Genomic DNA, 25,857 nt, shown 5'->3' on the forward strand with positions numbered 1-25,857 from the left:
GCAATTATCAACATATTTATCAGGTCATGATGACCGGGACTTTCAATGATGAGAAATCTACTGATCGCTCCACCCCTATTCCTTTGGTCAAAACGATCGCGTCTGATTTCAAAAATGAAATGCAAGATGCAGCACTGATCACGAATATGGAAAGCAATAATCTTAAGGTAGGTGATAAGAAGCTTAATGCACCGGGGTTTTACGCCATGGGAAAATTTGCCGAATTATTTTCTCTCGAATCTGTACAAGGAAATAGTACCACACCGAGCAATCCATCGACCATCATAATTTCAGAATCCTTAGCAAAACGACTGTTCGATAAGGTAGAGATCATCGGGAAAACAATTCAATTGAATGGCAAAGAACAGTATACTGTTCAAGGTGTTTATAAAGATATTCCTGACAACAACACTTTTTATGGCTTAGATTATGTATTGCCGTTTGTCGATTATCTTGCAAAAGACCAAGGTATTGAAGAAAGCTGGTCCAGCTGCTATTTCAGCACTTTCGCCAAGATCGACAATGATGCCTTTGTTCCTGCTTTGGAAAATAAACTAACAAATATCATCAATAAAAAACTGACGGATATAAATCCTGAGATCCTGTTACATCCGATGTCCAAATGGCATTTATATGATTCGTTCAAGAATGGAAAGAATGTAGGCGGACAGATTCAATATGTATGGATGTTTGTTTGGATAAGCGTATTCATCATTTTATTGGCCAGTATCAATTTTATTAACCTGAGTACGGCGAGAAGCCTAAAAAGAGGAAAAGAAATCGGGGTTTTAAAATCTGTTGGCGTCAATCGCCGACAGCTTATTGCAGGCTTTCTTGTTGAGTCAATCCTCGCTGTAGCCTGCGCATTTTTGGCAGCCGTTCTATTCGCTACATTGCTTTTGCCTTGGGTCAAAACGATTACACATACGACACTGCATATCCCTTTTACCGATATTCGTTTCTATGGCTACTCCCTAGTAGGAATAGGCGTTATAGGACTTTTAGCAGGTATGTACCCGGCGTTATTTTTATCGGCATTTAATCCTATTCTTGCCCTTAAAGGTAAAATAAACAGCCGAAAAGGCGGATCAAGAAGTAGAAAGGCAATGGTCATCGTGCAATTTGCTATTTCTATTTTCCTGATGATATCCACCTATCTGGTGATTCAGCAACTGCATTACACAAAGGATCGTCCAATAGGTTATAAAAGTTCAAATTTGGTAAACATTACTTCATCCAATTCAACTATCGTCAAAAACTTTGATGTACTTCGAAAAGAGCTGATCGGTCAGCGCCTTGTGACGGATGCCGCCCTTTCTTCCAACTTTGTGAACCACCTATCCTTAACAGGTGGTGGCTTTAATTGGCAAGGTAATGATTCCAAAGACGGTGCGATCATGGGGATCTTCACCGTAGATGAAAACTTCGCGAATACTGTACAGTGGAATTTTATAAAAGGACGCAATTTTTCAAAAGATTTCAAAACTGATTCAACGGCTGTTATTCTGAATGAAGCGGCGGCCAAATTTATGGGAGTTACAGACCTTAACAGTAAACAATTGTCTAAAAGAGGAATCAATTATACCATTATTGGTGTTATACAGAACACATTATCTGAATCTCCTTTCAAATCCATTACACCGACGGCTTATTTTCTAAAATTTTTACCAAAGAATAAAATAACGCTTCAACTGGATGAAAATCAAGATCTCAAACAAAACCTAAAAGCGATTTCCACAGCGTTCAATCGCATAGACCCTGATCTTATTTTTGATTATACATTTACGGATAAGGAATATGCCAAAGAGTTTCAACAGATGGAAATGATCAAGAGCTTAACCAGTCTATTTACAGGATTGGCCATTCTCATTTCATGTCTTGGTCTCTACGCGCTGGTTTCCTTTCTTACGGAGCAACGAGAAAAAGAAATCGGCATTCGTAAAGTATTGGGTGCATCAGAACTTGGCTTGTGGCGGCTACTTTCCACAGAATACATTTGGCTCACAGGCATTGGCTTTTTAGTCGCAGCTCCTTTAGCCTATCTCCTCATGGAATCATGGCTTGAAGACTATGTCTACCGCATATCAATTACATGGACGGTCTTTGCTATCATAGGCTTAACCGCGCTAATCATCACCTTATTAACCGTTAGTTACCAAGCGATTAAAGCAACATTAGCAAATCCTGTAAAAACCTTAAGAAGCGAATAATACCAATTTGTTCGGGGACGGACACTATACTGTCCGTTTCCGAACATTTAAAACCGCCATAAAAACACACCAAAAACTTAAAAATCAATACATTATATTTATGGCAAACGAATTGAACTACTTGGCTTTGCTATTTTTCGAATAACGGAGTCTTCTACTAAAGCGAGCTAAGTGACAAGAATTATAGCCTAATTAACAGTCTAAATGCTCATAACCATGTTAAAGAACTATTTTAAAATTGCTTGGCGGAATATCAGAAAAAACAAAGGTTTTTCTCTTCTAAATATGTTTGGCCTCAGCATCGGAATAACATGTTTTCTATTGTTGGCAGCGTACATCTATCATGAATCCAGTTATGAGCGTTTCTTTCCCAATGCAGACCGTCTAGCTTATATTAGCCTCACCTATAAAGCACCCAATAGCACGGAAGAAGTAAATTCTGCGGTAACACCAACAGGCTTAGCTCCTGCTTTACAAGCTGAATTTCCGGATGTAGAACAGGCAACTAGATTCTACAGCTATTCCAAAGGCGGTAAAATAGAATCCAAAGAGGCACTAATAACTGAAAAAGGCCTACTTTATGCTGACCAAAATGTTTTTAAAACTTTAGGTTATACCTTTCTCGAAGGTGATTCACGATCAGCCTTAGCAGAACCAAATCAGATTGTCTTAACAAAAAAACTCGCAGCGAAATATTTCCCCAATCAGTCGGCCATCGGTCAGACACTATCCATTGACAAAGTCAACTGGAAAATCACAGGTATCATCGCAGACCTGCCCACAAATACACAGTTGAACTTCTCTGCACTCCTTTCCAATAAAGGATTAGAACGCTACAAAGAAATGGCTTGGTCATCTGCAAATGATATAACCATAGCGCTCCTAAAAAACAAAGATCAGTTCGGTTCGATCCAACAGAAATTGGACCAAATGACAAAATCAAAATTCGCCGAAGCATCAAAACAAGGCTATCAATTTCGATTTATCCTAGAAAAGCTGACTGATATCCACCTTCACTCCAAAGCAGCAGGTACAGGAAACATTACTTATATCTATATTTTATTGGCGTTAGGTGCTGCGCTTATTATTTTAACCTGCATCAATTTTACAAATTTGGTATTGGCGCATGCGCTTGAACGCAAGAAAGAAATCGGTGTCAAGAAAGTTCTGGGTGCAGCAAAGAAAACAATATTCTTTCAGTTCTTTTTTGAATGTAGCCTCATGGTTTTTCTAGCGGTTGCTTTTAGTCTTCTGACTACAGTACTTTTGTTACCCGTATTCAGTTCATTTATGGGTACCGAAATGAAATTAACCGTATGGACAGACCCTCGGTTTTATACGATTTTACTTGTTTTCATAGCCTTATTGACGCTTCTGTCGGGTGGCTGGCCTGCCTATTCAATTGCTAGTTCAAAACCTATTTCCATTTTTAAGCGAAAACTAACTGAAAAACGATATGGTATATCATTAAGCAAGGTGCTCGTTACTTTTCAATTCAGTATCTCTATATTTTTTATTATCTGCACCTTATTTGCGAGTAGACAGATGGATTTCATCCAGTCTAAAAACACAGGATTGGATCGCTCTGATATGTTGGTCATTGATGGCCGAGGATGGCAAGATAAAGAAAGGCAGCTATTAAAAGAAAAGTTAATGCAGCTCAATAGTGTCCAGGGCGTTACCGCTTCGTATGACAATCCCGTCAATATCCAAGGAGGCTACAGTATTAGGGAGGTAGAAGGCCAACCCAATGATTTTGATATGGATGTCACTGCAATTCCGATTGAAAAAGATTTTGTATCCGTTTTTCATATTCCATCCGTCGCAGGTACACCGTTGTCAGATGCGGACATTTTGCGCGCGCAAGACACTATTTCACCAGAATATGGGTTTGTAGTGAATACACTTGCGGCATCCGCCATGGGTTTTACTCCTGAACAGGCTATTGGAAAGAAAATCAATTTGAACGGACGTAAGGGCAGTATCAAACAAGTTGTGGCGAGTTTTAACTTTGCATCATTACACAACGAAGTCAAACCAATTGTACTTTTTCCTGAATATGATTATTTCGGCAATATTTTCATTCGACTCAATCCGACGTCGCCGGTAAAAGATGTTCTTGCGCAGATCAAAGCTGTTATAAAAGATATTGATTCAAAAAACAGTTTTGAATATCACTTTCTCAATGATGATTATAACAAGTTATATCTCAAAGATCAGCAAACAACACGAGTCATGCAGTTATTTTCGATCATTACAATTGCTATCGCCTGTATGGGACTATTTGCATTATCAGCTTATGCCGTGCAACAACGCTTTAAAGAGATCGGTATCCGTAAAGTATTAGGTGCTTCAACGATCAAGATTGTCAACATATTGAGTGTTGACTTTATGGCCCTGGTCCTGTGTGCTGTATTGATCAGTGTACCCTTAGGCTGGTATGCCATGCACCGATGGGTAGAGAATTTTGCTTACCACATCACGCTAGACTGGTGGGTATTTATTGTGGCGGCGATAAGTGCATTATTGGTATCATTTATCACCATTAGTTTTCAAACCATAAAAGCTGCGATTCTAAACCCGGTTGATAGTTTAAGAGATGAGTAATTGTTTTAGTAGCTAATAAAAATAAAGACACCTGATAAATAACAAGCTGGACCTTTAAAATTCAAGTTTTTTCTATTTATCGATACCTAATACGACAGATATGCTTAAAAATTACATCAAAATAGCATGGCGGAACCTATGGAAAAGCAAGGGCTATTCCGCGATTAATATTATTGGACTTTCTATCGGATTGGCAGCAGTACTGATCATCGGTATATGGATAAAAAATCAATTGCAATTCGACAATTTTTATAGCAATAAGGAAAGCATATATAAACTTTGGAACAAATATGAAGATCAGCAAAAAATCTACGTAAACGATATCACTTCGGCACCGGCATCTCAGGCTCTGCTAGCAGATTACCCCGAGGTTGAACGCGCTGCGCGGATGTATTGGAGCAGTACCGCCCTGATGTCTTTTGGCGATAAGAAGATTAAATCCAAGGGAAATGAAGTCGATCCAGCATTTATTGAATTATTTGATTTCAAACTTCTTAAAGGGAATAGCAAGAAGGCTCTAAAAGATACAAAAGATATCGTCCTGACGGAAAGTCTTGCTAAAAACATATTTGGCAAAACTGATCCAATAGATAAAACGCTTCTTCTCGACAATAAAGAACTGTATAGGGTATCGGCAATTATGCAGGATCTCCCCAGTAACACAAGTTTCGACTTTACCTATCTGATACCTTTAGAAAAAGCCGAAACCTATTCATCTGGCTGGGGTTCAAACACTTTCTATACTTATATCAAGCTGAAAGAAGGAACCGATGTTGATCTTTTTAATAAAAAGCTAAATAATATAGTCAACAAGAAAACAAACCATGAAATAAAAGGCTCCATGTTCCTCTATCCGATGTCCAAAATGCATCTGTATTCAAAATTTGAGCAGGGTATTGCTGTTGGCGGAAAAATAGATCAAGTTAAATTGGTGGCGGGAATAGGTTTATTAATATTATTGATCGCCTGTATCAATTTTATCAATCTCAGTACAGCCCGCAGCCAGAAAAGAGCAAAAGAAGTTGCAGTAAGAAAAGTTGTAGGAGCCCAACGCTTCCATTTAATCATACAATTTCTTTCCGAATCTTTATTGTTAACCTTTATTTCAGGTACATGTGCTATCGTATTTACAATACTGACTCTTCCACTATTTAACCAGGTTTTAGATAAAGCATTAATCTTTTCATTTTCAGATTCATCGATCTGGTTTTCCCTGATTGGTTTTATTTTCCTTACAGGGATACTGGCAGGGCTATACCCTGCTTTCGTGCTCTCTTCTTTTAAACCGATAAAATCGCTCAAAATATTTGGACGGACAAACAAGTTTTCCCTGAATTTTCGAGAATTACTGGTTGTATTTCAATTTGGTATTGCTATTATACTGATTATAGCAACCATTATCGTACGCAAGCAAATAGAATATGCCAGCCAGCGTGAAATAGGCTATGAAAATTCACAACTTATCGAAGTACCCATTGAAGGCGGTATGGAAAAGAATTATGAGGCTATTAAGTCGGAGCTGATCACTGCCAACATTGCCGAAGCTGTTACTCGTACGGGCTGGTCAATTACTAAAAATGGAGCCAGTTCCGGAGGTAGTTTCCTATGGCCTGGAGCTAATCCAGAACAAGCAAAGAAAATGGGTTTTGAACTTGGACGCACTGAAAGTGACCTTGTTAAAACTCTTGGATTAAAGCTCATTGCTGGTCGAGACATCGATTATGGCAGGCTACCGGGAGATAGTGCTTCTGTACTAGTTAATGAAGCTGCTGTCAAAGAAATGAAACTGGAAAATCCAATAGGAAGTTATCTCAAATGGGGCGATAAAACTTATACTATCGTTGGTGTAATCAATGATTATATTACGGGGTCACCTTATAGTCCAATAACCCCCTTACTGATTTATCCTTCAAAAAATTGGATGTTGAATATGGTTATACGCACCAGTCCAAACAGAGCGATGGAAATGAACCTAAAGCAAATTGAGGAAATTATTAAAAAGTTCAATCCAGCCTACCCCTTCGAGTACCAGTTTGTGGATCAGAAATTTGCAGCTAAATTCAAAGATCAGCAAAAGACAGCTCAACTCGCATTCATTTTTTCAGGATTGGCTATTTTCATCTCTTGCCTGGGGCTATTTGGTCTTGCTTCTTATATTGCTGAATTAAAGACCAAAGAAATTGGCATTCGTAAGGTACTCGGCGCTTCGGTAACTGGAATTACCGCAATGTTATCGAAAGATTTTGTTAAGCTTGTCATTATTTCCATTCTAATTGCTTCGCCAATAGCTTGGTGGGCAATGAACAAATGGCTACAGGACTTTTCTTATCGGATTGAAATACAATGGTGGTTTTTTGCACTAGCAGGAATTTCCGCCTTATTCGTAGCTTTCTTTACAGTAAGTACACAAGCCATAAAAGCTGCCAATAGTAATCCCGTAAAGACATTGAGAGACGAATAAGCGCAAAAATTAAGTACGTAAAGCAAAAAATAGAGCGACAGTTGGTTCGCTTCAATCGAACAAAGCACTGCAAAACGAAAAATTAAAACCATGATAAGGAACTATATCAAAATCGCGTGGCGTCACTTATGGAAGAACAAAGGATATTCCTTTATCAATATTCTGGGCTTAGCTTTAGGTATGGGGATTTCGTTGATAATCGCCCTTTGGATCAACTCAGAAATAAGATTTGACCGCTTTTACACCAACACAGACCGCCTATATCAAGTCTATACAAGCGATGTATTTGATGGCAGTCACCATACCTGGGGAAATACACCACATGTACTAGGCCCGTTCTTAAAGCAGGAACACCCTGAGATAGAACAGGTGGTGCGCACGTGGAAGATTGACCATCGTATCCATCATGATGCCGAACCAAGCTTAAGTGCCTCAGGTGTCGCTGTAGATTCTGCTTTTTTAAAACTTTTTGATTTCAAAATTCTAGCCGGAAACTCAGATTCTCCCTTGTCCCGTCCGGATGCTTTGGTGCTAACTGCATCTACTGCAAAAAAATTATTCGGTAAGCTTGATGTCATTGGACGCCGAGTCGAAATGGATACCACTGTTTCCTTAACTGTCGAAGCAATTATTGAGGATATTCCCTCCAACTCCAAATTCTACGGAAATGACTTCCTCTGTTCATTGGATTACCGGGCCAAAACAGGCATGACTTTTAGTGATTCGTGGACAGCCTATAACCATGAAACTTACGCTCTTCTAAAAGAAAGGGCAACAGTGGACGCTGTCAACAGGAACATCGAAAACATGGTTTCCAAACACACCAACAGGACCACAAAAGCGACCATATATCTCTATCCAGCTAGCCGTTGGCATCTTTACAATAAATCGGTCAACGGACAAATGGTCGCAGGTAATATTACCACGCTACAGTTATTTGGACTGATCGGCATATTTATCCTCCTAATAGCTTGTATCAACTTTATAAACTTAAGCACCGCAGGAGCCGAAAGACGTGCCAAGGAAATAGGCTTACGTAAAGTAGTGGGTGCGCCTAGAAAATCGCTCATTCAACAATTTCTATTAGAATCGTTTATTTTAACCTTTCTGGCCGGAGTCTTGGCGCTATTATTTATTCTCTTGGCGCTTCCGTCTTTCAATAAGCTTATCAGCGGACATCTTGTAATCATGGATCATCCGCTGTTTTTCTCCTGCCTATTCCTCGCCATTATCTTCTTTTGTTCGCTCTGCGCGGGATTGTATCCTGCTTTTGTATTATCGGCTTTTGATCCAGTAAAAACCTTAAAAGGAAATGTCTTACCATCTAAATCAGGCCTTCAACCCAGAAAAATACTCGTTACCTTGCAGTTCACTATATCGATAGGTCTAGGTATATGTACATTTATAATCGGTCAACAGATACGCTTTGGGGAGCATCGAGATAGCGGATACGACCGTAACAACTTGATATATGTACCACTTCAGGGAAATTTAAATAAAAACTATGAGGCTTTAAGGAATGAAGTATTCCAACAAAATATTGCCAGTAGTATGACCAAATCCTGGGGGCGCATCAGTCGTTCGGGAAGTAATAGCTGGGGATACTCCTGGCCCAATGACCGGCCAGAAGACTATGACGTCGTATTCAACAATATGGCGACAGACTGTGATTTCATCAAGACAATGGGGATCAAATTAGTACAGGGACGGGACATCGATATTTATACACACCCCTCTGATTCCAATGCGTTGCTACTGAACCAGGCTGCTGTTGCTAAGATGCGATTGTCCAATCCCATCGGCACACCAGTTACGGTATCCAAAGGTACGGCATACCAACGTACCTATCATGTAGTAGGGGTTATCGAAGATTTTGTGCTGCAATCTCCTTATCAAGATATCGAACCTATGATGATCCAAGGCCCTATGGGTTATGCCGATTATTTTCATATCCGGTTAAATACTGCTAAAGGCCTATTGGCGAGTATAGAAGGTATCCAATCCCTGATCAAAAAGTATAATCCAGATTACCCCATAGATATTCGCTTTATTGATGACGATTATGCTTTAAAATTTGCTGGTCAAAAACGCACAATGACGCTGACTGGTTTATTTTCAGGACTCGCAATCCTGATAGCATCTATGGGTTTATTGGGACTGGTCTCTTTTGCAACGATCCAAAAACAAAAAGAAATCGGTATCCGAAAAGTACTTGGCGCCTCTGTATTCGGAATTATTACATTATTGTCCCGAGGCTTTATTATACTGATAGGTATTGCACTGCTCGTCGCCTCTCCTATCGCTTGGTGGATTATGAATCAATGGCTGGCAGACTACGTGCATCGCGTAGATATACAGTGGTGGATATTTGCATTGGCGGGCTCATTAGCGATAATGATTGCATTACTTACAGTCAGTACAATGGCTGTTAAAGCAGCAAGAGCCAATCCTGTCAAAAGTCTACGGGACGAATAAAGAATCTTATAACTATCATAGATAACAGCTAATATAATTATGATAAGGAACTATATCAAAATCGCGCGGCGCAACCTGATGAAAAACAAATCCTTCTCCCTGATTAACATCATCGGATTGGCGATCGGTATGGCCGGAGCATTACTTATAGCACTTTGGTTGCAGAACATGTTAACCATGGACCGCTTTCATGAGAAGGGTGATCGCCTGCACGTATTGAGTAATCGTGACGAATTTCAAGGCGAAAAATCAGCCTGGGCCTATACACCTAAAATACTAGCGCCCTCATTGGCTGCAGATTTTCCAGATATCGAAGCTTTTACCAGATATAATGAGGGGCCTCAATTTTTAACAACTTTCAATGAAAAGAAACTGATCGCAAATACTGTTTTCATCGATCCTGATTTTTTCAAAATGTTTTCTTTGCCTTTTGTGAAAGGAGAACAGAATGTGAGATTTGATCATCCCAAAGGTCTTGTGCTTACGGAAAGTTACGCAAAAGCGCTGTTTGGAAATGAAGATCCCATTGGAAAATCAGTTCGGATAGACTCGGTTAATCAAGTCACCGTGCAAGCTATACTTAAAGATCTTCCGAGTAATTCAAGTTTCAAATTTGACATCCTCCTCCCATTTGAATATGCAAAAATAATCGGTTACGTAGACGATAACTGGAGCAATAATTCAATAACTACTTATGTCCTGTTAAAAGAAGGTGCTTCAGTCAACGCATTTAACGACAAAATCAGAACCTATCTGAGAGATCATATCAATACGAGTAATAAAGCTGCCGGTTATACTTCTGCAAGAAATACGGGTGAGATTTTTGCCTTCCCCTATCCAGATTCTTTCCTTTACAATAGCGGAAAAGGAGGAAATTATACTTCCGGACGTATCGATATCGTCAAGCTATTTGCTTGGATTGGTGTATTTATTTTATTGGTGGCAAGCATCAATTTTATGAATTTGAGTACGGCACGTTCCGAACGCCGTGCAAAAGAAGTTGGTGTCCGCAAAGTAATTGGGGCAAATAAGACAAGCCTAATGGCGCAGTTCCTGGTTGAAAGCATATTAATTAGCCTGATCGGCATGGTACTCGCAACTATACTTGTTTTTATGGTCCTGCCATTTTTTAACGAGCTTGTGGGAAAACAGCTTAGCCTATCGTTATTAAACTTACCAACCTGGCTTTTTTTAATTGGTTTTGCCTTATTTACGGGTGTGTTAGCGGGTACCTACCCGGCCTTTTTCCTTTCTTCATTTCAGCCTATCAAGACCTTGAAAGGGAAATTTGTTTCTAAAACAAGAGGCCTTAGTATTCGCTCGCTCTTAGTCGTCATTCAATTTAGTCTCGCTATTATATTGATTATCGCAACAGTCATTGTCGCGAAACAAATCCAACATACCAAACAGCGCGACCGAGGTTACAATGAAAATGGGCTACTTTATAGCAGTATCCAAGGTGACCTCGAGAAGAATTACAAAATTCTTAGAAATGAATTGTTAGCCAGCAACGCAGTTGTTTCTGTTTCGAAAAACATGTCGCCGGTAACCGATTTCTATAGCAATGGCTGGGGATTTACCTCCGGCACACCAACGGAACAGGACAAACGCATTTCCTATAACCGTTTTAGTACCGATGCCGATGCTGTAAAGAACCTTGGTTTGACATTGATCCAAGGCCGCGACATCGATATCTATAAATTTGCTACAGACAGTACTGCCTTGATTTTAAATGAATCCGCAGTAAAAAGTTTGCACCTCAAAAACCCGGTCAATAGCATTGTGGATGGCGATGGAACAAAATGGACCGTAGTTGGAGTGGTCAAAGATTTCATTATGGGATCGCCATTTGGAGACAATAAACCTATGGTGATATTAGGACCACAAGCCTGGTTTACAACGATCCATTATCGTTTAAATCCAAACAATGACATCGCAGACAACTTAAAAACGATTGAGTCAATCTTTAAAAAGTTCAACCCAGATTACCCTTTTGAATATCAATTCATTGACAAGACCTACGAAGAAAAATTTAAGGAGACAAAAGCTATAGGTACACTGGCCATGATCTTTGCTGGATTGACGATCTTTATTTCCTGTCTGGGTTTACTGGCATTAATCGCCTATATGGCCGAAACGCGCATGAAAGAAATTGCTGTCCGCAAAGTTCTTGGAGCAAGTGTCACCCAAGTAACCTCTTTACTTTCAATCGATTTTATTAAGCTTGTTGTGGTCGCAATTTTTATCGCCACACCTATCGCTTGGTGGGCCATGGATAAATGGTTACAAGATTACAGTTATCGAATTGAGATACAGTGGTATTATTTTGTCATTGCTGGACTATTGGCTATTCTGATCAGTATGGCCACGATAAGCTATCAAGCAATTAAGGCTGCATTAGGCAACCCTGTTGACAGTTTACGCGATGAGTAGCCCAAAGTTTAACAACATTGTTTCGTATAGTTTTAAACCATAAAGAAAGGCATGAATTCATTCAAACTTACTTTTCGCAGCCTCATTAGCAACCGACAATATACCTGGATCAATATCTTGGGCTTAAGTATTGGTTTTTCCTTGTGCCTTCTCGTATTTGCTCTTGTCATTGAAGAAAATTCGTATGACAAAAGCTGGAGAAATGCGGATCATCTCTTTCGGATTGTGACCATAGATTCAACGGCTGGCCTTGAACGCCAAATGTCCAGAACATTCGTTAATTTAAGTACGGAACTCAAACAAGTATTTCCGGAGATTCAAAATGAGGCTCGGATAGAATCCAGAAAATATTATTTAAAACCGCATGCAAGCTCAGCACAGTCCATAGGCATACAAGTTTTGGAGTCGGAAATAAATATCTTGGATATGTTGAGCATCAAGGTTCTCGAAGGCAATCCCAAACAGCTGGTCCAAGGAAAAACAAACTTGCTCATCGGCAAAGAATTCAAAGAAAAGTACTTTAAGAACGAAAATGTCATCGGCAAAGTCATCCAAAGTGCCGACCCCTATACCGATAAGCCATCCGATTATATCATTACGGGTGTTATGGATAATCTTCCCTATAATTCAACGCTCAGAGCTTCCGCCATTGCTTTAGTTCCCAAAATATCGATGGAATTAAGCAAAGATGGCTCAGGCTACTACACCGAACAATTTGTACAGCTAAAACCCGGGACACCAAGAATAGATCTCGAGCAGAAACTAAATCATTGGTATAAAGGGTACCTCAGTCCTAACACAAAACATGTGACTTCCTTTCGCCTACAGCCTATTCAGGATATATATATGGAGCCATTAGGCAGTGCAGATATCAGCGGCAACCAAAAAACAACAAACATATTTGTGGGTGTTGCCGTTTTGGTCTTTATTATTTCCTGCATCAATTTTATTAATATTTACGCTGTAAGAACAGTTAAAAAATTAAGAGCACTTCATATACATAAAGTATTGGGGGCCAGCCGATCCCAGATGATCAGACGGATGCTATTGGAAACAATCCTACTGTTTTTTATTTCTGCATTATGCAGTTTGGTACTCTTTAGACTTGGATTGTCCCAACTGGAGCACTTTATAGGCTATGATCTTGCTTATATTAAATCCATACAGCTCCCGTTGCTATTGGCATTTATGGCGACTGCAATTGTCCTTGGCCTGCTAATTGGTTTTTATCCAGCATGGCTGATCTCCGGTATTAAGAGTTCAGATGCCTTAAAAAATAAGCTATCAAAAATTCCCAATGCAGAAGTCTTTATCAAAAAAATGCTTATCACAACACAGTTCAGCATTGCCATTATCGTCATCATTGGCCTTATAACAATCAAGTCCCAACTCAGCTATATGCAAGCAGCTCCCTTGGGAATGGAAGTCAAAAATATGCTAAACATTGATTATTTCAACAAGGGTACACAAAATACAAATATAAAAGATCGCATTGGTCAACTTACCGGGGTTGAATCGGTCAGCGTCGCTGCCTGGACGCCGACAATCGGGTCAGGCTACCTTGCCAAGACAATCGTTGACAAGGACGATCCAGGGAAAAATATCCAAGTCAGTTTCATCGGTGGCGATGTCGATTTGTCCAAGACTTTGGGAATCCAGTTGGTTAAAGGTCGATTATTGACTCCTGAAGATTATACGCATGTTGAAATGGATTTGGGAGAAGACGAAGGTATCAATAATGCCCTTGTGACGGAAAGTACGGCAAAAAAGCTTGGGATAGAAAAACTCGGTATCCTGTATAAAGACCTTCAAATTATCCCCGTCGGAATCATCAAAGATTTCCATAGTGAGTCTTTTCGTAGCAAAATAGTACCAACAGTAATTTTGGCAAAAGATTTTAACGGAAGCGGCAATATGCTGATAAAAGTAGGGAAAGGACAAGAACAACAAATCTTTCGATCGGTATCTCAAATTATACAAAATACCTATCCTGATAAACACGTTTCCTTCCATTGGATAGATGATTTGATTGCAAAACAATATGAAAAAGAGAGCAAGCAAGTGCAATTGTTTATCCTATTCAGTGCATTGACATTGTTGATCTCCGCCTTAGGAATCACAGGATTGATTATGCAAAATCTCGAACAGCGTACTAAAGAGATTGGCATACGCAAAGTCCTAGGCGCAACAGTGCTCGACATATCACGTCTCTTTTCAAAAGATTATCTCATCTTATCCACCTTGGCTATTTTTATTGCCAGTCCAATAGCGGGGTATTTTTCAAAAAAATGGCTTGAAGATTATGCGTACAATGTGGGCGTACAATGGTGGTTCTTTATCCTTGCCGCGCTTGCCATCTTTTTGATCAGCATCATTACTGTCAATTTCCAAACAATACGTGCCGCACTAAACAATCCAGTAGATAGCTTACGAAACGAGTAAATATTCATTTATAGTAATAGAGGGGGCCTCAATATGATCAAGAATAATTTAAAAATAGCATGGAGAAATTTAACCCGCAATTTCTCCACTTCGTTTATCAACATCGTTGGGTTGGCCATGGGAATTGCAACCTGCCTGCTGATCAGCTTATATGTGACCGATGAATTTAGTTTTGATCGTTACAACGAGCATGCAGACCGTATTGTACGTGTTGTTTTCAGAGGAACAGTAAAGGGCGGAACGATCAATGAGGCACATGTGATGCCACCTGTAGCTTCGACTATGAAGTCAGAGCTGCCCGAAGTTGAAGAAACTGCACGACTACGAATCGGTGGATCCCCCCTATTTGTCGTCAATAATAAAGTGTTTCACGAAGAAAAAATGGCTTTCGTAGATGCTTCTTTCTTCAAAATTTTCACGCTCCCTTTTATTAAAGGGGATTTGTCTACAGCTATTTCTTCCCCAAATTCTGCAGTGATTTCAGAATCCACCGCCTTAAAATACTTCGGCACAAACGATGTTGTCGGTCGAGACCTCCTCATCAAAGACAGTCCAAATATCCTCAAAATCACTGGAGTAATCAAAGATGTCCCTCAAAACTCCCATTTTCATTTTGATGTATTTACCTCTTTGGATGCACTGGAAGATTCACGATCAGATTCGTGGATGACTTCCGAATATTATACTTATGCGCTACTTTCGAAAAATGCGTCACGTGAAAAGCTCGAAAAAAACTTAGCCGTCCTATTCGACAAACATGTTGCCACACAATTTATGGCAGGTTTTGGCATGAGTTACCAAGAATACAAGAAAACGGGAAATAAGATCGGTCTTTACCTACAGCCGCTCACAGATATCCATCTACATTCGAATTTCAACTACGACCTCAGCGCTCCGGGGGATATACGTTACGTTTATATTTTTAGTGCTATTGCACTCTTTATGCTATTGATTGCTACAATTAATTTCATGAATCTATCTACAGCCAGTGGCTTTAAGCGGTGTAAAGAAGTAGGAGTACGAAAAGTACTGGGTGCCGACAAACAAAACCTGATGCGACAATTTATGCTGGAGGGCGTCCTCCTGACTTATATTTCCTTGGGAATAGCTTTGGGAATTGTTTTACTTGCCCTTCCTCTATTTAATCAGATTTCAGGAAAAGAGATTGAAATTCAAAAACTTGACGCTTTTAAAATTATCCCCTTCCTACTGACTTTTGGTTTAGTCGTCGGTCTATTTTCCAGCAGCTATCCCGCGTTATACCTATCCTCATTTAATCCGCTCCGGGTATTAAAAGGAAAAATAAGTCGTTCGACTAAAGGCCTTAATTTGCGCAGTGGGCTTGTTGTATTTCAATTCATCATTTCCGTCGGACTTATCTTTGGAACCGTGGTGGTTGTTCAGCAGCTGGATTATATGCGTCATATTAAACTTGGATATAACAAGGATAATGTCCTTATTATACCGAGCTGGCCTTTGGGGAAAAACGAAAAGACATATTATAACTTATTGATGCAAGATAGCAGAATCAAGCATGTCTCTCATTCGTCCTATCTCCCTGCCGGAGAAAGTAACAACAACAATTTTTTCATCTATCCAGATGGCAATACTGACCAATGGGTCAAAACGATTCGTTACGATATAGATGAAGAATATATTCCGGTTATGGGTATGCAGCTTAAAGAAGGACGAAATTTCGCAAAAACATTTGGTAATGACAGCCTTTCTGTCATCATCAATGAAACCGCAGCAAAAGATCTAGGTTGGAACGATCATAGCCTTGGTAAAATATTGACCAATAAAGACAACAAAAGCTATCGTGTTATTGGTGTCGTTAAGGATTTCCATTTTCGCTCTTTACATGAGCAGATCTCTCCGCTTGTGATGGTTCTTAGCGATCAAGCCGGGAGTTTGATTCTCAAAACCCAAACAGCCGATATGGAGAAGCTCATTCAAAAATTAGCCTCTCTCTATCGTTCCTTTCCAACAGACATTCCATTCAGCTATTCCTTTCTGGATGACCGATACGCACAGACCTACCAAGCAGAAGTGAAAACGGGTAAATTACTGAGCATCTTTGCGGGACTGACTATTTTTGTGGCCTGCCTTGGTTTATTCGGCTTGGCTATTTTCACCGCCAATCAACGCAGAAAAGAAATAGGGATCCGAAAAGTTGTTGGAGCTACAGTTCCCGACATCACGCGTATGCTTTCCACGGAGTTCGTCAAACTTGTGCTAATAGCCATTATCATTTCTTCTCCCCTATCTTGGTGGATGATGCACAAATGGTTAGAGAATTTTGCGTACCGTATTGAGATGCAATGGTGGATGTTTGTGCTAGCAGGAGCGCTAGCCATTTTTATTGCTTTAATTACTGTAAGTTCACAAGCGATACGCGCGGCCCTAACAAAGCCTGTTGACAGTCTACGTGATGAATAAAAAACGTTTATAATTATCGATACAATAACCTCAAACAATGATTCAGCTATATTTTAAATCAGCTTTAAGACAATTATTTAAACATGGCTACTATACGATGCTGACGATTTGCGGGCTAGGGTTAGCCATGGCCTGTAGTTTGTTTATCTACATCTACAATAGTTTCCAATTGAGCTTTGATCAGTTTCACGTCGATAAAGATCGAACCTTTTTAGTCGTACAAGATTTAAAATTGGACAAGATAGAACACAGCAAAGGGGGCGCTTATGCCATGTATGACGCCATATCTCGTGAAATTCCTCAAGTAGAAAAAACAGCATTATATATCGATAATAAAAATCTTACGCTACGTATAGAGGATCAATTATATCAGACAGCAGGCAAAGCGTCATTTACTTCCTCCAGCTATTTCAACATATTAAATTTCCCTTGGATACAAGGCAAACCGGAGGAACTGGATCAACCCAATACGGTAGCCTTGACTAAAAGTATTTCAAAAATTTATTTTAAAGATGAAAACCCTATTGGAAAAATAATTTTAGTAGATGGCAAATTCCCCATAAAAGTCATCGGTATCATCGATGACAGCAAGAGAAATTCCGATTTTCGTTCGGATATCTATATATCGTTAAATTCACTGACAAATTTATGGCAGATTCCCAAAGATGATGGATTCTTTCTCAATTGGGGCTATACTAATTCAAGTAACAACATCATACTAAAACTAAAACATACATCCGATCAGGCTGCTGTGGAGAAAAGCATACAAAAGCTAATCACGAAATATTGGGACAAGGATGTACTTCAATATTTTCATTATAAGCTACTGCCACTACCCCATTTTCATTTTGACGCGAATTATGGCAAAGGGACCCAACGAACCTTATTGAACATCTTAGTTGTTATCGCCGTGGGCATTGGTGGTATAGCATTTATCAACTATAGTAATATCGTATTTGCCCAACAAATGAACCGGAGCGTAGAAATGGGGGTCAGAAAAATACTAGGGAGTTCCAAGCAGCAACTGTATTACCAGTTTCTGATCGAAACCTTGCTGTTGACAGCGTGCTCAGTCTTATTTGCGTTATTACTATTGAGTCTTTCCATCTCCTGGGCCAATCAATACCTATTTGAAGATGAGCCCGTGCAAATTATCAACCTGTATTCATTTTTGGGTACAATTGGAATACTTTGGGCCGCTACCGCACTAGTCACCTCTGTTTACCCGCTGATCTTTGTAAATCGAATGAAAATCCAGCAAGCCTTAAAAAAGTTGACCTTAGGCCCATGGAGCTTAACCAGAAAATCTTTTATTGTCGTACAGAATGTAATCGCCATGATTCTTCTGATTGCCACGTTCGTTATTGTCTTACAGGTAAACCATCTCAAGCAGACCGATATTGGCTTTAATCGTGAACAAGTGGTTCTCTTTCCCATGACGAATAACATGCTGAAATCAAAAGAGAAAATTGTACATTTCCTTCGTGATCGAACGGAAGTGCAATCATTTACTTTCTGCGACAATCCGCCATCACACGAAAAAGTATGGGGTGGAACTTTTCAATTTGATAACAGATCAGAATGGGAAAAATGGCCTGCTAAGTATGCAATCGGCGATTCAACCTATATCAGGACCTTTCATATCAAATTATTGGCCGGACGGAATTTTGATGACAATCCACAAAATCCAGAGTTTTTAGTCAATCAGCAGATGGCTACTACATTGGGATTTAAAAACCCAAATGATATCCTTGGCCGAAATCTGAATGCTGGCGGGCTCAATGAAGAGCACATCGGAAAAATTGTAGGTGTGGTTGCAGATTTTAGCACCAATTCGCTCAACGAGCCTATATCCCCTACCGTAATTGGCTACAATGAAAGCCGATTAAAAAACCTGGCCGTTAAGTTTAAGGGACATAAGCAAGATATATTATTGAAAACGCTAGCGCTACAATGGAAAAACTGGTATCCTGATGAAGTTTTCCAATATAAGTTTTACGATCAGCAAATTGCTAACCTTTACAAAAAAGAAGCGTTGGTTGAAAAACTTATCTGGATTGCGGCTATTGTATCGCTATGTATCAGCTCACTTGGTTTTTTAGGTTTGCTGTCCATCAATATCCTCAAACGCACAAAGGAAATTGGCATACGAAAAGTACTTGGCGCTTCCGTTTCAGGTATTGTCATTTTGCTATCTCAGGACTTTTTCAAGTGGATGGCTATTGCCTTCACCATTGCCACTCCTGTAGCATATTATCTCATGGAACACTGGTTAACTAATTTCCCGTTCCGAATAGAAATTAGCTTGTGGATCTTTTTCCTTGCTTTCTGCACTGGATTAATCTTGACGTTATTGGTCATTGCACTGCAATCCGTCAAGGCTGCAATAGCAAATCCGGTCCATAGTTTACGGAACGAATGATTGACTGCTTCGGCATGGAAGAGGATCTCCAGCTACAGGCATCCGCCGAGCTGGAGATTGAATGCTGTACAATATTGAACGGCAAACTGTCCGATATCGAACAGCATTCAGCAGCACATCAGCAATAAAAAACTAACTATCAACAACATACACACTTGGCCAAACATTTGTATTTTTAGTTTTCTATGTCGAGGCCCCATTATACAAACAGCTTCATGAACGGAATAAATTCTTATTACAAAGACAATGAACTTTACAAACTTTAAGATTGCTTGGCGAAATATTCGAAAGAAAAAAGTGCAGAACCTGATCAATCTAATTGGATTGACCTGCGGTATTACTTTTCTACTACTTGTAGGCGCCTATGTATGGGATGTACACCAAGTGAATAGCAATATCAAAAATATTGATCGGCAATTTTTGTTGCAAAGCAAGTATAAGAAAGAAGGATTTGGTATTAACTTAACCACGTTAGGGGCGCTCCCCAAAGCCTTACATGAGGAGTATCCTAATCTCGTCTCTAATTATTATCGGATTGATGGATTGACAGGTATCGTAGCAAACGGAGCAACAATCCATGAAGAAGGGATGTCTCTCGGAGATCCTAGTCTATTGACGATGTTCGGATTCCATATTCTAGCGGGTAACGCCAATACTGCCCTGAATAATCCTTTCTCAGTTGTCATCAGTGACAAAGCAGCCATAAAATATTTCGGCCATGTGGATGTACTTGGAAAATCGCTACAAATAAAAAATTTCAAGGGGGAAAAACACGATTTTGAAATTACAGCAATCATCAAATCTGATGTCCAAAATGCCATTATGGATCTTACAAAGAATATGCATGCAGACATATTTTTACCGATCATCAACGAGCAATTCTTTGGCCGATCTATAGACAATTGGAATAATCCATATATTGCCGGCTATATTGAATTGAAGCCAGGTGTCAGCTCGGAACAAGTAGATGCTGCCATAGAGACACTGGTAGGCAAAAATACAGATAAGGAATTTTCCAGCCAATATAGCCCTAGTTTAAAACCATTGAAAACCTATTATTTAGACGACAACCAGGGGGCTGTTCGCAAAATGATACAGACATTGATCTTGACGGCTATTTTTATCTTGATCATGGCCATTATAAATTTTATTAATTTTAGTATCGCTCAGCATATTACGCGATTAAAGGAAATGGGTGTTCGCAAGATGATGGGATCGTCTCGGGTGCAGCTTATTAGACAACTGATGACCGAATATATCCTGATCGTGGCCATAGCAACATTAATCAGTCTGCCAATCTATATCGTGACAAGCCCAATCTTTGAACATATCTTGATGCGCAAGCTCCCTACGTTAATGGAATTGCCGATTTATTTTTTTGGTCTACTGGGTATAATGACATTATTAATTGGTTTACTGGCGGGTCTATATCCAGCAATCAAGCTTTCCAATATAGCGGTACTTCCGGCAGTCAAAAATCAGTTTTCGACCTTGGGCGGCAAACAGCTGGTACGAAAAATTCTTTTGTTTTTTCAATTTGGGGTAGCCTTGCTGCTGCTGGCCTGCACACTAATTATTTCCAAACAGGTGGACCTATTTCTCCATAGCAATCTAGGTTACAACAAGGACTACTTATTAACCGTTCAAGTACCTAGAGATTGGTCCGAAAATGGTGTTCGCAAAATGGAGACTTTACAACATGAACTCAGCCAGCAACCAGAAGTAAAATCTGTAAGCTTATCTTATGAAACACCTGGATTACTGGGGTTCAATATGCAATCTGCATTCGGTACGGTTGAAAACAAAGAAATCCAGGTACAACGGATTACAAGTGATAGTCACTTTTTGGGAACCTATGAGATACCGCTAATTGCGGGAACTTTTCTTCCTAAAAACTATGCTACTCATGCGGATAATAGACCAGTCGTCATCAACAGAAAGGCTATGGATGATTTTGGCTTTAAAAATGCCGAGCAGGCTATTGGTCAGCAAATAGCAATCAATGATCCTAATTACAAAATGACTGTTGTGGGCGTTGCTGAAAATTTTGTAGCCAACACACTTCATCAGGCATCTCCGCCTATTATCTGGATAGATGTACATGAGAGCCTTCAATACCGATACCTCAGTATTCGCTTACAAAAAGGCTCTCTTTCCAATGCAGTACAACAACTAGAAAAAAAGTGGAAAACGTTGCTACCTGATGCACCGTTCGAGTATCAGTTTATGGATGAACGTATCAAAAGTTTATATGAAACTGAGTTGCAGCTGCATCGCGCTTCCCAGATTGCTACGGTTGTTTCGCTACTGATCGTGGCATTGGGACTTACCGGATTAATATCGCTTTCCATCCATCTGCGCAATAAAGAAGTTGGCATTCGTAAAGTACTTGGGGCTTCACTAGCACATTTGATGTTACTCTTTTCAAAAGAGTACTACGGAATCTTCCTATTTGCTGCATTTACGACAGTTCCACTGAGCTATCTATTGATGCAATACTGGCTACAAAATTACATTATCCGAGTAGAAATCAATGCATTTACCTACTTGTTACCATTGGGCACGTTGATTGGTTTGCTGAGTTTATTGGTTGGTATTATTGTATTTCGATCAACTCGGTTTAATCCAGTTGAAAAATTAAGAGATGAATAATCTAAGAAACCAATCCACATAAACAGTATGATAAAGAATCACCTTAAAACCGCTTGGCGAACATTGATGCACAATCGGATCTATTCGCTATCAAATCTCATCGGCTTAACCATCGCGTTACTGGTATTTATGTTAATTAGTTCACTTGTCATTGATGAGCTTTCCTACGACAGACAATGGGGCAACTCCAATGAGCTTTACCGAATGAGGGTGGTACCCAAAGAAACACAGGAAGGTGTCAAAACCAATATTTCAGGAGCTCCTGAAGGTCTCTCAAAGGTCTTGAAAACTAATTTTCCTGAAATTTTAGGTTATTCCACGATCAACAGTAGTTCACAGAAATTAACAATCGACGGTCTGTCAAAACAACTAGCTGAAATCAGTACCTTAGTAATTGACAGTGGTTTTTTCAATCTTTTTGATACAAAAATAATTGCAGGCAATCCAAAACAAATTATTGCAGGTGCAAAAAACATCACATTGACAGCCTCTGCTGTACAAAAATACTTCAGCGGAAAAGATGTACTCGGCAGCACATTCTACAATAAACCGCAAGAAGGGGAACCAGAGGCTTATTATGTCAATGCTATTATTGAGGATATTCCTCATAATTCATCCTTTCAGGCAGAAGCGCTCGTGCTGATGCCTAAGGTAAATGAATTCAATCCGACAGAGGCCGGCTCATTGCAAACACAAATTCTATTGCTCAAAAGCACAACTGATATTAACCACTTTTCGACCAAAATAAACAAATGGTACAATGGACAAAAACTGAATGACTGGGCGAAAAGTTTTAATCTTTTTATTGAACCCATCAAAGATATACACCTACAAAGTATTACAGGATGGGAGAATCCCATGCAAGATATTTATCTACTGGTGGGAATAGCGACACTTATTCTTATACTGGTCAGTATTAATTACATTAACCTAAGCTTTGCGCATGCCTTAAAACGCACACAACAGATAGGTATCCGTAAGGTATTGGGAGCAAGCCGAAGAAATCTAATCTTACAAATGGGCATAGAGAGTACGATACTCTTTGCCAGCTCTTTTCTGATCGCATTTTTCGGTTATATTCTTGTCAGTCCTGCATTTGAAAACTATTTAGAGCATCCACTGACAATGAGCTACCAGCATTCTTTATTCATGTTTGCTGGACTACTAACCACCTGGATAATTTTAGGCTGGTTGTGCAGTTTACCGACTGCGTTGTCTCTATCGAAAACACAGCCATCGCTTGAACTTCGGAAGCAGCTATCTTTCTTCAGACTTCCCTTAAATATGGCATTTACCAAAATACTGGTTGTCTTCCAATTTGCTATCTCCATCGTCGTAGCGATCTGCATGATGTCAATGCGGGCACAACTGCATTATTTGTATAGCAAAGATCTTGGCTACGAACCTAAAAATCTTTTAGCCATCAACTATACCTCTTGGGAAGGAAAGGATCAGGCTTTCAAACAGGAGCTATTAAAAAATTCATACATCGCATCGGTTAGCCTAACAAGCTGGACTCCCTTTAGCGGGGGCGCAGATTTTAAAATAGTAAAAGACCCTCACGATCCGAACAAAGAATTGCCTATTGTATTTGTTTATGCGGATTATGATTACATCAAAACAATGGGTATAAAACTCCTTGACGGACGTCCTTTGAGTGCGGACTATGCACTGGACAGATCATTTACGGATTCGGTACACAATGGGCAACCAGTATTTACAAACATGCTCGTTTCCGAAGGAACAGCCCAACGGCTCCCTTTTAAACTCAATAAAAGTTTAGAGCTCCTAAAAAATACACCAGTGGGTATATTTAAAGAATTTAACGGAGCAAGTTTAAAGTTTCCGATCGGTCCTTTTGCAATTAAGGCAGAAACTGAATGGGAAGGTGGCTGTATGCTCATTCGGGTAGAGGAAGGCAAGAAAAAGGAAGCTTTAGCATTGGTAAACAAGACATGGAACAAATTTTTCCCAAACCGGATAGCGCAGATCAACTGGCAGGAAGATCAAGTACAGAATCAATATAACAAAGAAAAAAAACAATACCAGCAATTAGCACTTTTTACCGGTTCCAGTATGCTGATTGCCATCTTAGGGATCGTAGCTATTGCTATTTATACACTAGAACGAAGAGTAAAAGAAATTGGTATCCGTAAAGTACTAGGGGCTTCCGTAAATACGATCACATATATGATTTCCAAATCCTTTATCTTACTCCTCCTGATAGCTATTCTAATAGCTTTCCCTATAGCATGGTGGTTTACGCATAAATGGCTAGAAAATTTCTTCTATCATATAGATGTACCGATCGTTCTATTTATTTTCACAGGGTTGTGTATTGGTTTGACAACTTTAGCGATTATCGCCACCCGTATATTCCAGACAGCCCGTATTAACCCTGTCAATAGTTTAAGAGATGAATAAGAAAAATAAGCCGTAGGTTATCTAAGCTAAAAAGTGTATTAATTATTAACCAAATTTGGGTGTAGATCAGTTTATAATTGGTGTACCTACGGCTTAGGATCTTTGAAGCGATTTTTAGCTGTTTGCGTGTTGGACAGCTAAAAATTGCTTATTTCTTTTCAGTCGATTCCGTGGGAGCAGCTAAAATATAACCGAATCCGTATTGAGATGCTTTCCGAATAATTTTGCGGTCATCAGACCGATTAAGGAAATCATCTAGTACCTTAATCAGGTTTTTAGGATGTATATACCTTCCTAATTTAGCACAGCATAAGTTGTGTATTTCGTCAGGTCTCTTTTCCACATTAAAATATCCCATATCAATATTTTCATCCAAGAGAGTACTTATCTCTTTTACTTCTTCTATTGTCGAAATTTCATACGGGTCGAGATCATGTCGAATATCGATTAACTTAAATTCGATTACTTTTTGATCTTGCTCTACCTCAACTTTATACAGTTCATAAATAACGCGGTCACCCAATTTAGTTACATGCAATTCATATGTATACTTCTGTGACGACAACTCGATTCCGTAAAGCATCAATTCATTCATACTCTTTATTTCTAGTACAAGCTGCATGACAACCAAATCATGAACAAAAGTTCTTTTCCTTTTGAATGTCTCAACTTTATTTATAAAATCGAATGACTTTCCCATTAAAAAAGAAACTTCTTCGGGTGACAGGTGCCGCGAAATACGTTGTAGCAGCATACGATAATATATTTGCATGTCTAACTCTCCGCATCTCCTCCTATATACTTTTGTTTTTTGAAATTTCGCTGTTTTCATCATTGACATATTTAAATGATATAGATTTTCAATACAAAAGAATAGAAAATATTCTACAAATAAAAACATTTGTATAAATAAAAATAACATTTTGTATATTTATCTATACAAAACAAGAGCATACTAAATCATAACTATGACAAAGCTAGGTGAATTTTTAGAGAAGAAATCCGTTAATAAATCGCGAATTGCGCGCAAAACAGGTTTAAGTAAGGCAAGAATCAATGAGTTAACGATGACCGAAACGGCTAAATTACGTTTGGATGAAATGTACCTGATCGCATTGGCTATTGATACAGATCCAGCTAAAATGATGTTCGAACTATGTGATCATCTCCAGCTGAAAGAGATTGAAGAGTAAGCAATTCTCTATTTACCATCAGCGCCTAGAACGTCTGTGCGATACTGAACGCCAAACTGTTCGATATCGTACAGACGAGCTTTTCAAATTTAAAACAAC

General features: G+C 39.3%; 12 protein-coding genes. 11 read left to right on the forward strand and 1 reads right to left on the reverse strand.

All coding sequences use genetic code 11. The features are described 5' to 3' along the window. From B2X72_RS18345 to B2X72_RS18390, 10 genes are all read left to right on the forward strand, one after another. On the forward strand, positions 1-2,210 hold a 2,210-nt coding region (locus B2X72_RS18345), incomplete at its 5' end, for an FtsX-like permease family protein (RefSeq protein ID WP_286850980.1). A 216-nt stretch (positions 2,211-2,426) separates the two neighbouring features. Beyond that, a complete protein-coding gene (locus tag B2X72_RS18350; RefSeq protein WP_286850981.1) occupies positions 2,427-4,817 on the forward strand; it encodes an ABC transporter permease in 2,391 nt (796 codons plus the stop codon). Positions 4,818-4,917: 100 nt separating this feature from the next. Beyond that, entirely contained in the window at positions 4,918-7,278 is a 2,361-nt protein-coding gene (locus B2X72_RS18355) for an ABC transporter permease (protein ID WP_088160322.1), read from the forward strand. Positions 7,279-7,368: 90 nt separating this feature from the next. After that, positions 7,369-9,753, forward strand: a complete 2,385-nt coding sequence (locus tag B2X72_RS18360) for an ABC transporter permease (RefSeq protein ID WP_088160321.1) — start codon at positions 7,369-7,371, stop codon at positions 9,751-9,753. A gap of 39 nt (positions 9,754-9,792) precedes the next feature. Next, a complete protein-coding gene (locus tag B2X72_RS18365) occupies positions 9,793-12,186 on the forward strand; it encodes an ABC transporter permease (protein WP_286850982.1) in 2,394 nt (797 codons plus the stop codon). Positions 12,187-12,237: 51 nt separating this feature from the next. Then, positions 12,238-14,628, forward strand: a complete 2,391-nt coding sequence (locus B2X72_RS18370) for an ABC transporter permease (RefSeq protein ID WP_286850984.1) — start codon at positions 12,238-12,240, stop codon at positions 14,626-14,628. Positions 14,629-14,661: 33 nt separating this feature from the next. Beyond that, positions 14,662-17,067, forward strand: a complete 2,406-nt coding sequence (locus B2X72_RS18375; RefSeq protein WP_286850986.1) for an ABC transporter permease — start codon at positions 14,662-14,664, stop codon at positions 17,065-17,067. A gap of 37 nt (positions 17,068-17,104) precedes the next feature. Beyond that, the gene (locus tag B2X72_RS18380) at positions 17,105-19,489 is read left to right on the forward strand and encodes an ABC transporter permease (RefSeq protein ID WP_286850987.1); all 2,385 of its coding nucleotides are present in this window, start codon (positions 17,105-17,107) and stop codon (positions 19,487-19,489) included. Positions 19,490-19,735: 246 nt separating this feature from the next. Next, on the forward strand, positions 19,736-22,141 hold the full coding sequence (locus B2X72_RS18385) for an ABC transporter permease (protein ID WP_286850988.1): 2,406 nt from the start codon (positions 19,736-19,738) through the stop codon (positions 22,139-22,141). Between the two features lie 27 nt (positions 22,142-22,168). After that, on the forward strand, positions 22,169-24,565 hold the full coding sequence (locus tag B2X72_RS18390) for an ABC transporter permease (RefSeq protein WP_145327809.1): 2,397 nt from the start codon (positions 22,169-22,171) through the stop codon (positions 24,563-24,565). A gap of 148 nt (positions 24,566-24,713) precedes the next feature. Here B2X72_RS18390 and B2X72_RS18395 read toward each other — a convergent pair whose 3' ends face one another. Next, a complete protein-coding gene (locus B2X72_RS18395) occupies positions 24,714-25,337 on the reverse strand; it encodes a hypothetical protein (protein ID WP_286850989.1) in 624 nt (207 codons plus the stop codon). Positions 25,338-25,533: 196 nt separating this feature from the next. On the opposite strand from B2X72_RS18395, the gene B2X72_RS18400 reads away from it, so the two are divergent. Beyond that, positions 25,534-25,758 (forward strand): helix-turn-helix domain-containing protein, encoded by a 225-nt coding sequence (locus tag B2X72_RS18400; RefSeq protein ID WP_070566237.1) that lies wholly within the window; start codon positions 25,534-25,536, stop codon positions 25,756-25,758. Positions 25,759-25,857 lie beyond the last annotated feature (99 nt).

Origin of the sequence: Sphingobacterium sp. UBA7253 (assembly GCF_002472745.1) — a bacterium.
Lineage (GTDB): Bacteria > Bacteroidota > Bacteroidia > Sphingobacteriales > Sphingobacteriaceae > Sphingobacterium > Sphingobacterium siyangense.

Bases quoted from the DNA above. Each gene is read 5' to 3' on its own strand.
- B2X72_RS18355 (WP_088160322.1), top strand. From the start codon at position 4,918: ATGCTTAAAAATTACATCAAAATAGCATGGCGGAACCTATGGAAAAGC.
- B2X72_RS18365 (WP_286850982.1), top strand. From the start codon at position 9,793: ATGATAAGGAACTATATCAAAATCGCGCGGCGCAACCTGATGAAAAAC.
- B2X72_RS18385 (WP_286850988.1), top strand. From the start codon at position 19,736: ATGAACTTTACAAACTTTAAGATTGCTTGGCGAAATATTCGAAAGAAA.
- B2X72_RS18350 (WP_286850981.1), top strand. From the start codon at position 2,427: ATGTTAAAGAACTATTTTAAAATTGCTTGGCGGAATATCAGAAAAAAC.
- B2X72_RS18375 (WP_286850986.1), top strand. From the start codon at position 14,662: ATGATCAAGAATAATTTAAAAATAGCATGGAGAAATTTAACCCGCAAT.
- B2X72_RS18395 (WP_286850989.1), bottom strand. From the start codon at position 25,337: ATGCAAATATATTATCGTATGCTGCTACAACGTATTTCGCGGCACCTG.
- B2X72_RS18380 (WP_286850987.1), top strand. From the start codon at position 17,105: ATGATTCAGCTATATTTTAAATCAGCTTTAAGACAATTATTTAAACAT.
- B2X72_RS18360 (WP_088160321.1), top strand. From the start codon at position 7,369: ATGATAAGGAACTATATCAAAATCGCGTGGCGTCACTTATGGAAGAAC.
- B2X72_RS18400 (WP_070566237.1), top strand. From the start codon at position 25,534: ATGACAAAGCTAGGTGAATTTTTAGAGAAGAAATCCGTTAATAAATCG.
- B2X72_RS18390 (WP_145327809.1), top strand. From the start codon at position 22,169: ATGATAAAGAATCACCTTAAAACCGCTTGGCGAACATTGATGCACAAT.
- B2X72_RS18370 (WP_286850984.1), top strand. From the start codon at position 12,238: ATGAATTCATTCAAACTTACTTTTCGCAGCCTCATTAGCAACCGACAA.